Genomic DNA, 11893 nt, shown 5'->3' with positions numbered 1-11893 from the left:
TTTGCAAAAGAAGGTTACTACAGTTTATCGGCAAACTACAAACGATTAAAACTTTATGAAACCGCTGTATGCGTCTAAGCATGTACAGTGGTGTGAGAGGTGGCGAAGTTACTTTGTACCTTCGCTTCCTACTTTAATTTAGCCCCACCCTGAAAGGAGGAAAAGAAGATGAATCGGTTTTTCAAAACCCTCCCCCGATAGCTCCGAAGGAGTGCCTTCGGCACTATCGGGAGGATGTAGAGCGCCTATTTCATCTAAGAAAAACAACAACTGGTCGAAATGTTGCCTGATCATTAGGACTTTCCCGATTTTTGTTTAGATATTCGCCTGTTCTATTGATGGCAGTGATCCGCTTCGTAAAAAAATAATTTACAGATGAAAGAAATGGCGGCTGAAAAAATCTTCTCCAAAAATCTTCTCCATAAACTGGTAATCCTTTTTATTTTCTTTCAGGCATCGTATGTTTATGCTGGCGACACGCTCAACGCGGTGGATGCTGCGGGGCTCCGGCAGGGCTATTGGATTGTATTCAACAGCATCAAAAAACTTCCCAACTATCCCACTGATGCAAAAGTGGAAGAGGGCAATTATGCCGACAGCAAAAAAGCCGGCATCTGGAAAACCTATTTTCCGAATGGAAACCTGAAAGGAGAAATCACCTATACCAACAACCGCGCAAGCGGATATGCAAAAATGTATCAGGAAAACGGAAAACTGATGGAGGAAGGCGTGTGGGAAAACAACCGCTGGGTGGGAGAATTCAAATCCTACCACGAGAACGGGCAGACGTTTTGTGATTTCAAATATACCAAAGGAGGAAAAAGAGAGGGTGAGCAAACCTATTATTACGATAACGGGCAGCTGATGATGAAAGGAGAAATGAAAGAAGGAAAAGAAGCCGGCACCTGGGTGGGCTATTATGAAAATGGCGACAAGCGCGATGAAAAAGTATTTAACGATGGAACGCTGGACGAGGAAAAAACAAAATTGTTTGAGCCGAAAAAAGAAATGATAGTTAAAACCGAAACCACTGCAACAAAAGAGCCGGCCAAAATGGCGGATGCGAAAACCGAAAAAACAAACGAAGCGCAAAAACCCTTTGACGGAAACGGCTACGCCAAACTTTTTAACCAGAACAGGCAGATGTCAAAGGACGGCACGTTTAAAAATTTCCGCCTGATAGATGGCAAGGATTATATCTACAACACAGCCGGCATGCTTGAGCACATCTCTTTTTACAAAGACGGCAAATATGTGGGCGAAGCGCCCATTGAAGCAACCGACAAATAGCGCTGGGATCTGCTAGAGAATTTCATCTGCTCCGCAAGGAGCAGTTACAACTTACAGGAATCCCCCCACTCGTCTAAGAAAACCTGTCATTCGTCTAAAAGCTGGGGGGGGATGATAAATATCCTGCCATTTGTCATACTATTACCTATTGATTGCATAAATTTGTAGAGTAGAAGAGTAAAAACCATTACATCATGAAACTATTTTTTACATTTCTTTTTTCTTTCTTTATATCCTGCTGGTGTTTTGCGCAGAGCGGGCAAACGCAGAAGACCGCTGAGCAAAAGCCAGATATTTACTTCGAAAATTCAGAAAAACAAATTGATGTAGGTTCTTCAAAAGCAGAAGATAAAATAAACCCTGATATCCCTGTTCGGCATGAAGTAATTGATGTGAGAGACCAACAATTATATTTTGAACAAGAGAAAAAAAAGGAAGAAGAAAAAAACAAAAAGAAAGAAGCAATTGTAAAGCCCAAGTAATTTTTTACAGTGCAAAAACATCTTACATACGCAGTTGCCTTAATGTTTTTTAGTGTAAACGCATTTGCCCAACCCGCCAATGATAATTGCGCCAGTGCTACTACGCTTACGGTGGTGCCGCTCCCATAGCAGGAACAAGCGCATCTGCCACTACACAAGTAGGTGAACCTACTCCCTCTTGCGGTATTTTACAACAATCTGTATGGTATAAATTTGTTGCAACAGCCACTTCGCATGGAGTTAGCATAAACAAACTTAGCGGAGGGTGCCTTTCCAATGGTGTTGTTTACAGCGGAACTTGTTTCGCTTTTACAGAAATCGGCAGCAACTGTGGTATTTCCAGCAGCGCTAATCCTAATATGATTGTTTTATCCGGATTAACAATAGGGAACACTTACTATATTCAATTAATATACAGTAATGGAGGTCCCTGTGGTGCCAGTTGGACATGGGATATTGCAGTAACAACTTGTGGAAATGCTAAAACATGGCTTACCAGCGGAACAACTGCTTGGGGAACCGCTACAAATTGGAGTCCTTCCGGAGTGCCGGCAGCCTGTGATGATGTTACCATTCCTTCTGGGGGAAATCAGCCCACCATTTCTGCCGCTGCAAGTTGCAGGGACTTAACTCTTAATGCAGGCGCTGTATTAACAGTAAGCCAGGCATTAGATATTTATGGAAGTATAAATAACAACGGAAGATTTGATGATGCCTCCTTCTACGTTGACCTTTTCGGACAAGGTGCTTGGGGCGGAACGGGCATTTATGCCACTTCTGCCTTAGTTACAAATGGAATCTTTCGCATACAAAATGGCGCCAACTATACTTTAACTAGTAATCTTGCAATAAAACTTCTCAATCATGATGGTTCTACTGGTACTCCTGCAACAAATGGAGTGCTTAATTTTGGCAGTAATACCCTCACAATTACCTTTGGTTTCGGCAATGTTTTTTATGTAAACTACAATACCGGAATGCTTGATTTACAAGGTGGAGGCAGTGTTGATGTAACAAAATCCAACTATGGCACAGGCACTCTTTTTCTTGATTGGCCTAGCGGTAGCGGAGCAGGGGGGTTTAATCTTCAAGATGATTATTACAATGTTTATTTTTATGCTACCACCGGTAATTCTATTAAATTCGGCAATACTGCTCTCACAGTAGATATTGCAAATGATATGTGGATAAAAAGCGGCACGCTTGATAATACCAATGCGGGAGCAAATACGATAAACATTGGAGGAGATTTTATTAATGATGGCACTTATTCTTCTTCTACTGCTACTATTAAAATGAATGGTTCCCAGTCCCAGCAAATCACCGGTGCTTCCAGAACATCCTTTTATAAATTAACCATTAATAACACGAGTTCCACAGGTGTAACGTTAAACGTAAGCGGAGTAACTAAAGGAGCAGTTGTTTCTAATGCACTTACATTAACCGATGGTTATTTTTATACCTCAGCGCCCCAGCTTTTAATAATAAATGATGCCGCAACATCTACTTCTGGTTCTGCGGCAAGTTTTGTAACGGGTCCTATGAGAAAAGTAGGCAATGATAATTTTGTGTTTCCCGTTGGAAATATCGTGAGCGGCACTCCCTGGTGGAGAAGAATAGGAATTACCGGCACTGGCGGATTAAATACCGATCAGTTTGACGCGCAATATTTTCGTGGAGGATATTCAACTATCAATATTCTTAATGCTGACAGCATTGCCGGAAGGTTATTAGAAGTTAGCGGTAAAGAATATTGGATGCTTGACAGAACAGCAGGAGCGTACACTCCACAAGTTACACTTTATTGGGAAGATGCTGCTGCAAGTGATATTAATAGCTGCACAGCAGATTTGGTGATTGCCCATTTAGATAATACACTTGTTGAAAACGGTGTAAATTGCTGGGAACTTAACACAACGAATATTAATCCTGTAGCTAATTGCATTCTTACAGGCTCATGTGCAGGAAATGGGGCGGGCACCATACAATCTCCTACAGGTGAATTACAATATAGTCCATTCACCTTCGGTTCAAAAACAATCGGGGGAGTTAATCCGCTGCCAGTGGAACTTCTTTATTTCAATGTAGATTGCAAAGGCTATAAAATGCAAGCGGAATGGGAGACCGCCACTGAGCAAAACGCTGATTACTTTACGCTGGAGAAAAGCACAGATGGTACGGTGTTTTATCCTATTTCCAAAGTAACTGCGGCAGGAAATAGTTCAACCGTAAAAAAATATTCTGCTGAAGATACGGAGTCATTCAGCGCGGTATCTTATTACCGTTTATCTGAAACTGATTTTAACGGACAAACACAAACCTTTAATATGATTCCTGTAAATGGCTGTGGCAATAAGGGTGGGTTTGCCGTTTATCCAAATCCAGCCAGCGGCATCTTTAATGTGAGTGTATCAGGCACGCAGGGAGATAACGTACTCATTGTGGTAAGGGATTTGCTTGGCAGAGAATTTTATTCGCAAGTGATTTTATTATCAGCTAATGACGCAGAAACAATTGCCGTTGACCCTTCGGGAAAACTTGCTGCCGGAGTTTACTTTGTAGTGGCTACCTCCAATGATACTATTTACAAGAAGAAACTTGTGATTAAGTAAAATCAGTTATCGGTGTTTGGTAATCAGCAACAACCGATTACCGATTACTTCTTTCCCCGTACTATCTGCAAGTTTTTGTATCTTTACTCCATGAATAATGATAGAATCATATCTGACCACCGTATAATGCTCGGCAAGCCGGTAATTAAAGGCACTCGTATTACCGTGGAAAGCATAATCAGAAAAATGTCTGAAGGCGCTACACTTGACGATATTCTGAAAATGTATGACCATCTTACAAAAGAAGATGTGTTAGCTGTGCTTGCCTATGCTGCCGATGCCATTTCAGGAGAGGAAATGGTTGCAGCTGCATAAATGATACTTGCAGACGAAAATACGCACACCGATCTCATAGACGCATTGCGAAAAATTCCGGCAGATGTGCTTTCGATAAAAGAAAGTTACCGCGGAATGCAGGATGAAGAGATTATCCTTCTTGCTAAAACCACCAACAGAATTATTCTCACTGAAGACAAAGATTTCGGAGAGTGGGTGTTTGCCCATAAGACAAAAGGGATAAGCGTTATTTTTTTACGTTATCATTTTACAGAAACAGCGCAAATAATTAAAATAGTTTCAGCGATACTTAAAGTCGGCACAGAAAAGTTTTATAACAAATTCACTACAATTACTACGCGAAAAATCAGAAGCAGAGAAATTTAATGCCTGCATTATCTGCTGTAACCACCAACCGATTACCGATTACTGTTCACCGATTACCATATTTCTCAGCGCCTCAATCCACTTCGGATTTTCATTCAGCGATTCCACTAATTGTAGTTTTTCTCCTCCGTGATTTTTGAAGATGTAATTGTATTCTGTTCCGATTTCATAAATGGTTTCCAGGCAATCGGCAACAAAAGCAGGGGAGAAGACAAGAATTTTTTTTATGCCTTGCTTTGCTTTTTCCTCAATCACTTTATCCGAATACGGTTTCAGCCACTTATCATCGAGGCGCGATTGAAAGGATATAGTATATTTTTCTTTCGGGATGTTTAATTTTTGAGCAAGCCGCCTTGTAGTTTCAAAACAACCTGCGCGGTAGCAGAGTTTATTGTGTTCGTTTATGGAAGAACAACACTCATTATTGATTTTGCAATGCGATGATTCTTTTGTGATTTGCCTTTCGGGCAAACCGTGATAACTGAAAATGAAGAAATCCCAAGCCCCCTCAATCCCCCGAAGGGGGAAATCAAAAACACTTTCGCCTGTTTTCCCCCCTTCGGGGGGAGGGGGGGCTATGTATTTCTTCGCAACATCCGCCATTGCCTCAATATAATTTTCATCGTCATAAAATTTCTCAATAAATTTTACGGGTGGATACTTTCCTTTCCTGATTATTCGCTTCACTTCTTCCACAGAAGATTTTGTAGAGGATGTTGCGTATTGCGGATAAAGCGGAAGGACAATTATCTCTGAAACATTTTTCTCCTTTAGATTCTTCAAGGCACTTTCAATGCTTGGACTTGCTCCGAAGGAGTCCCTTCGGGAATAGCGCATTCCGAGTTCGACAATGTATTTGTTCCCCTCTCCTGCAGGAGAGGGGTTAGGGGTGAGGCTCTTTTGAAGAAGCTCCTTTTGCTTTTTGCTGTGAACAATCAGGGGCGAACCTTCTTTCGTCCAGATGGCTTCATAAAGTTTGGCGGAATTCTTCGAACGTGTTGGAACAATAATAAAGTTCACCAGACAAAATCTTGCTATAGGGTTTATGTCAATTACAAATGGGTCGTTCAGAAACTGCTTGAGATATTTTCTAACATCCTTCACAGAAGGAGAATCAGGAGAGCCGAGATTGATAAGCAAAACACCTTTTTTCATAATAAATGCGAATGTACAAACACAATGGTTATCAGTAATCAGTTACCGGTGGATAGTAAAATACACCCTGATAACCGATTACTAATCACTGATTACCTGATGTTTTTTTCTTACGTTTGCCCTCTCCCGAAGGGACTCCTTCGGAGCTAAAATCATTTACCATGCCTACACAAATCAACTCTTACATCGCAGCCAACAAAGACCGTTTTCTCAATGAACTTCTGGATTTGCTCCGCATTCCATCTATCAGCGCAGATCCGAAATATAAAGCGGATGTTCTTCGTACTGCCGATGTCGTAAAAGAAAAATTGGTTGCCGCTGGAGCGGATAAAGTAGAAATATGTGCTACTCCCGGCTATCCGATCGTATATGGAGAAAAAATAATTAATTCATCTCTTCCAACGGTTCTTGTGTACGGACATTACGATGTTCAGCCCGCTGATCCGCTCAACTTGTGGACTTCTCCACCGTTTGAACCCGCAATCAAGAATGATAAAATCTACGCGCGCGGTTCCTGTGATGATAAAGGGCAAGTGTACATGCACGTGAAAGCATTTGAAGCGATGATGAAAACAAATTCACTCCCCTGCAATGTGAAGTTCATGATTGAAGGCGAAGAAGAAGTGGGCTCTGCTAATCTTGGAAACTTTGTAAAGGCAAATAAAGAAAAATTAAAAGCGGATGTGGTGTTGATTTCTGATACGAGCATTCTCGCAAATGATATTCCGTCTATAACGGTCGGCTTACGCGGACTTGCTTATATGGAAGTAGAAGTGACCGGACCGAACCGCGATTTGCATTCAGGAGTTTACGGAGGCGCGGTGGGAAATCCAATATCAGTTCTTGCAGAGATGATTGTTTCCATGAAAGATAAGAACGGAAAAATTACTATTCCCGGTTTTTATAAAGATGTGGAGATTGTCAGCAAAAAAGAAAGAGCCGAAATGGCAAAAGCACCCTTCAGCAAAAAAGCGTACATGAAAGATTTAGGCGTTGCAGATTTAAGAGGAGAAAAAGGATATTCTGCAACCGAACAAACTTCCATCCGTCCGACTTTAGAATTAAATGGAATCTGGGGAGGATATCAGGGCGAAGGAGCAAAAACAGTTCTTCCTTCAAAAGCGTTTGCGAAAATTTCTATGCGACTTGTTCCGCACCAGAATTCAGATAAAATCGGAAAACTTTTTGAAAAACATTTTAAGAAGATTGCTCCGAAATCGGTGAAAGTAAAAGTGACTGCGCTTCATGGCGGAGAAGGATGTGTTACTCCAACCGATTCCGTTGCCTACAAAGCTGCGAGTCAGGCAATGCAGGATACGTTTGGCAAGAAACCAATTCCGGTTCGTTCAGGCGGAAGCATTCCGATTGTTGCTCTCTTTGAAAAAGAACTCAAGATAAAAACCGTACTCATGGGATTTGGGTTGGATTCTGACAACATCCATTCTCCCGATGAGTGCTATGGTTTGTTCAATTACTTCAAAGGGATTGAGACGATTCCGCTTTTCTTTAAGTACTATGCGGAAGGAATGAAGTAGAAGCCCATCCCTAACCCTTCCCAAAGGGAAGGGAAAGTAACACATGAAAAAAATATCTATCCCTACTTTTATTTCTCTCTTCCCTTTGGGTAGAGTTGGAGTGGGGCTTCTTTTTTTATTCTTGTTTTTTTCTTCCTGTAAAGAAATTCAGCCGGTGACTATTAGCGGAGTCAGCAATGTAAAACTTATCAGTTTAACGAAAGAAGGGGTTGAATTTGATTTCGACATGAAGATTAATAACCCGAATTCGGTAAGCGTAAATGTTTTTCCTTCGTCATTTGATGCGAACGTAAATGATATTAATGCAGGACATGTGAAACTGACGAAGAAAACAAAAATAAAAGCAAAGGGCGAACACACTTCTACGTTTCATATCAAATCAGATTTTTCAAAACTTGGATTTGGAGACATCGCAAAAATTCTTCCGATGGTTTCTTCAAAAAGCGCTGCGCTCTCGTTGAAAGGAGATGTGAAAGTCGGTAAATGGTTTTACAAGAAAAAATTTCCAATCGAATTGAAGAAAACAGTTTCGCTTTCCAAGTGAAATTTTGTTTGGCTAAAGCCCCTGTTATTGTATTTATATTTGCCACGACCTTAAGGTCGTGGCTATGAATATCCACATATATTAAGGGCTTCAGCCCAATATAGAATGACAGAGAAATTTTTTTCAAATAGACTTATTCACGAATCAAGTCCGTATTTATTACAGCACGCGCGGAATCCTGTGGATTGGTTCCCGTGGAGTGATGAGGCGTTTGCTAAAGCAAAGGCAGAAAATAAATTGGTGCTTGTCAGCATTGGATATTCTGCTTGTCATTGGTGTCATGTGATGGAACACGAAAGCTTTGAAGATGAAGTTGTGGCGAAAATGATGAATGAATATTTCGTCTGCATAAAAGTTGACCGGGAAGAAAGACCGGATGTTGACAGCGTTTATATGTCTGCAGTTCAGATCATGACCGGAAGCGGTGGCTGGCCACTCAATTGTTTTACACTTCCCGATGGCAGACCGATTTACGGTGGAACTTATTTTCAAAAAGAGCAATGGATGAAAATTTTGCAGACGCTCGCAGATTATTTCAAGAACGAACCCGAAAAAGTTTTTCAATATGCAGAGGAACTTACTAGTGCTGTAAAAAAATCAGAATTGATTCCTGCATTCACGGAGAAGCCCGCATTCACAAAAGAAATTTTGAATATCTGCTATGAGAATTGGCAGAAACGTTTTGATACTATTGAAGGCGGAGCTAACCGTGTTCCGAAATTCCCGCTGCCGAATAATTATCAATTTCTTTTGAGACATTATTATTTCACAAAAGATATTTCACTTCTCAGGCACATAAATCTCACACTGGAAAAAATGGCGTATGGTGGAATCTATGACCAGATTGGCGGAGGATTCGCCCGCTACTCAACCGATGGAACATGGAAGGTTCCGCACTTTGAAAAAATGTTGTACGACAATGCGCAACTGGTTTCACTTTATTCCGAAGCATATCAGCTGACCAAGAATCCGCTTTACAAACAAACTGTTTACGAAACGCTGGAATTTGTAAAAAGAGAAATGACTTCTCCGGATGGTGCCTTTTATTCTGCACTGGATGCAGACTCTGAAGGAGAAGAAGGGAAATATTATGTGTGGACAATAGCAGAACTGCAAAGTCTTCTTGGAGATGACACAAAATTGTTTGCAGATTATTTTAATGTGAACGAGATTGGATATTGGGAAGAAGAGTATTATATCCTTCTCCGAAAACAATCTGATGAAGAAGTAGCAAAGCGATATGGCATGTCTGTTGAGGAATTTCAAAATAAAATTTCAGAACTGAAAAAGAAAGTCCTTGTTGTTCGAGAAAAAAGAATCAAACCCGGACTTGACAATAAAATTCTCGCCTCGTGGAATGCATTAATGATAAAAGGATATGCAGATGCCTATTCGGTATTTCACGAAAAGGAATTTCTGAATTCGGCTTTGAGGTGTGCAAATTATATTCTGAAAAATCTTTCAAGAGAAGATGGCGGACTATTTCATTCAAAAAACATTAATGGCTTTCTCGAAGATTACTCTTTGACCATTGAAGCATTCATTTCACTTTATCAAATAACATTTGACGAGCAATGGCTGAACAAAGCAAAGTCACTTGCTCATTACACGCTGAAACATTTTCACGATTCAAGTTCGGCAATGTTTTATTTCACTTCTGATTGGGATTCGCAACTCATCGCACGCAAAATGGAAATTCAGGATAACGTGATTCCTTCTTCTAATTCCTCGATGGCACTTTCGCTTTTTTATCTTGGAAAATATTTTGATGAGACAAATTATCTTGAGATATCTGAAAAAATGTTGAAACAAGTTCAGAATGAGATTCCCTCGTATGGCTCGGCTTATTCCAACTGGGCAATGCTGATGCTTCACTTCACTCAGCCGTTTTACGAGATTGCCATTGTTGGCAACTCTGTTGATGAAAAAAGAAAAGAGCTTTCGGAACACTTTATTCCTAATGCAATCTTTACAGGAACAAAAGCGTTGAGTAAATTATCTTTGCTTCAGGGCAAGTTTGTTGAAGGCAAAACGTTAATTTACATCTGCGAAAACAAAACATGCAAACTACCAACGGAAAATACAAGCGAAGCACTAAAGCAAATGAGAGCCCCTCTCTAACTCTCCCCCAAGGGGAGAGGACAAAATCCTTTTTACATTTTGCAGTAATTATTTTTTTACTCCCTTCCCTTTGGGAAGGGTCGGGGATGGGCCTCCATTCTCAAATCATCGCTCCTTCACCCTACGAAATTTACACAAACGAACCAAAGTTCAACCGAATTTTTATCAAGCAGAATAAAATAAAAACCATTTCTGCCAGCGTGGTAGACAAACCTGATGGAGAAATCATCCGCGACAAAGGGCTGGCTCAGGTTTTTGCGTTTGATATGGAAGGGAACATGGTTCATCAGTATTACAATGAAATCACTTCGCTGGAGAAAACTGAAATAGAAGTTCCTGCAGTGTATAACAAGCACGGAAAAGTGGTGAAGAAATCACAAACAAAAATTGACTACCAGTACCAGTACGATACGCTCGGCACGGAATTTTTTTATTCCTCCAACGGCTATCTGAAAATGAAACGCGTCTGCATTGGAAATTTTTACAACTCCACTTACTACGAATATTTTGGAGATGGATTAGTAAGCCGGCAAACGCTCTGCAAGGAAACCAACATTGCCAAGCCGGGCGAAGTATTCAAGTTGGGAGTGCAGACAATAATTTCAGATGAAAAATTTGAATATGAACAGTTAACACCCCTGCAGGTAAAAAAGAAATTCCTGAATGATGAAGGCAAGCCCTACAAGCAGGGGATTTTAAATTTCACAGACGGGAAACCAATAGATGAATCTTATGAATTTATTGTGGGCTTTATTCGCTCGGGCGTTACTTATAAGTATGACGCGCACGAAAGATTAACCGAGAAAACAATGACCGACAACTCCAGCGGAAATAATATTGAAAAAATAACTTACGATTATGATGCTGCTGGAAATGTAACTGCCGAAAAGCAATTCAAGAACGGAACACAGACCGATGAGATTGTTTACTTATACGATGATGAGAAAAAATTAATGACCTCGCAGATTGACCGCCAGTTGCAGAAAGCAAGTATTAAGATTATTAAGTACGAGTATGCTTTTTACTAGCAGGAAATTTTCTTCACTCTTCCTTCGTGCCTTCCTCCTTCAAACGGAGTGGAGAAAAAAACATCCACACATTTTTTTGCTTCGGCTTCTTCAATAAAACGTGCGGGAAGTGTGAGAATGTTTGCGTCATTGTGCTGGCGCGCTAGTTTCGCAATTTCAGAATTCCAGCAGAGCGCAGAGCGTATTCCCTGGTGTTTGTTGGCAGTCATGTTGATTCCGTTTCCGCTTCCGCACATCAGCAAACCAAAATCAACTTCTTTTTTTTCTACCGCGCTCGCTACAGGATGCGCGTAATCAGGATAGTCAACGCTTTGCTCAGAGTTCGGTCCAAAATCTTCTACTTCAAATCCCTTTCCCTGTAAATATTTTTTCAGAATCTCTTTGAGAGAAAATCCTGCGTGGTCTGCGCCCAATGCTATCTTCATTTTTTTGTGGCTGTTACTTTTGACTTTTAACTTTTGAC

Annotated in this window: 12 protein-coding genes; 9 read left to right on the top strand and 3 right to left on the bottom strand. The window is 40.7% G+C overall.

Features of this window, described 5'->3' with window-relative positions:
• Positions 1-138: 138 nt before the first annotated feature.
• Positions 139-294 (bottom strand): hypothetical protein, encoded by a 156-nt coding sequence (locus tag HY841_11580; protein ID MBI4931397.1) that lies wholly within the window; start codon positions 292-294, stop codon positions 139-141.
• A gap of 81 nt (positions 295-375) precedes the next feature.
• Between HY841_11580 and HY841_11575 the strand changes: the two genes are divergently transcribed.
• The 5 genes from HY841_11575 to HY841_11555 all read left to right on the top strand — a co-directional run bounded on the left by HY841_11575 (position 376) and on the right by HY841_11555 (position 5047).
• Entirely contained in the window at positions 376-1290 is a 915-nt protein-coding gene (locus tag HY841_11575) for a toxin-antitoxin system YwqK family antitoxin (protein ID MBI4931396.1), read from the top strand.
• A 194-nt stretch (positions 1291-1484) separates the two neighbouring features.
• Positions 1485-1772, top strand: coding sequence for a hypothetical protein (locus tag HY841_11570; protein MBI4931395.1), 288 nt, complete (start codon positions 1485-1487; stop codon positions 1770-1772).
• Positions 1773-1858: 86 nt separating this feature from the next.
• Positions 1859-4384 carry a T9SS type A sorting domain-containing protein gene (locus HY841_11565; GenBank protein MBI4931394.1) on the top strand — a complete coding sequence of 842 codons (2526 nt, stop codon included), beginning with the start codon at positions 1859-1861 and terminating at the stop codon, positions 4382-4384.
• A 90-nt stretch (positions 4385-4474) separates the two neighbouring features.
• The gene (locus HY841_11560) at positions 4475-4699 is read left to right on the top strand and encodes a DUF433 domain-containing protein (GenBank protein ID MBI4931393.1); all 225 of its coding nucleotides are present in this window, start codon (positions 4475-4477) and stop codon (positions 4697-4699) included.
• Entirely contained in the window at positions 4700-5047 is a 348-nt protein-coding gene (locus HY841_11555; protein ID MBI4931392.1) for a DUF5615 family PIN-like protein, read from the top strand.
• Positions 5048-5086: 39 nt separating this feature from the next.
• On the opposite strand, the gene hemH is transcribed toward HY841_11555, so the two are convergent.
• Positions 5087-6202, bottom strand: coding sequence for a ferrochelatase (gene hemH / locus HY841_11550; GenBank protein MBI4931391.1), 1116 nt, complete (start codon positions 6200-6202; stop codon positions 5087-5089).
• A gap of 161 nt (positions 6203-6363) precedes the next feature.
• On the opposite strand from hemH, the gene HY841_11545 reads away from it, so the two are divergent.
• From HY841_11545 to HY841_11530, 4 genes are all read left to right on the top strand, one after another.
• Positions 6364-7737 carry a dipeptidase gene (locus HY841_11545; GenBank protein ID MBI4931390.1) on the top strand — a complete coding sequence of 458 codons (1374 nt, stop codon included), beginning with the start codon at positions 6364-6366 and terminating at the stop codon, positions 7735-7737.
• A 43-nt stretch (positions 7738-7780) separates the two neighbouring features.
• The gene (locus tag HY841_11540) at positions 7781-8281 is read left to right on the top strand and encodes an LEA type 2 family protein (protein ID MBI4931389.1); all 501 of its coding nucleotides are present in this window, start codon (positions 7781-7783) and stop codon (positions 8279-8281) included.
• 105 nt (positions 8282-8386) lie between these two features.
• The gene (locus HY841_11535) at positions 8387-10402 is read left to right on the top strand and encodes a thioredoxin domain-containing protein (GenBank protein ID MBI4931388.1); all 2016 of its coding nucleotides are present in this window, start codon (positions 8387-8389) and stop codon (positions 10400-10402) included.
• Between the two features lie 86 nt (positions 10403-10488).
• Positions 10489-11430, top strand: a complete 942-nt coding sequence (locus tag HY841_11530; GenBank protein MBI4931387.1) for an RHS repeat protein — start codon at positions 10489-10491, stop codon at positions 11428-11430.
• On the opposite strand, the gene rpiB is transcribed toward HY841_11530, so the two are convergent.
• The gene (gene rpiB, locus HY841_11525; GenBank protein ID MBI4931386.1) at positions 11427-11855 is read right to left on the bottom strand and encodes a ribose 5-phosphate isomerase B; all 429 of its coding nucleotides are present in this window, start codon (positions 11853-11855) and stop codon (positions 11427-11429) included. The genes HY841_11530 and rpiB overlap by 4 nt on opposite strands.
• Positions 11856-11893: the final 38 nt, after the last annotated feature.

The organism is Bacteroidota bacterium (assembly GCA_016213405.1).
In the GTDB taxonomy this organism is placed as follows: Bacteria; Bacteroidota; Bacteroidia; order Palsa-948; family Palsa-948; genus Palsa-948.
The sequence above is the reverse complement of the archived record's forward strand: the minus strand, read 5'-3'. Positions and strand labels throughout refer to the sequence as shown.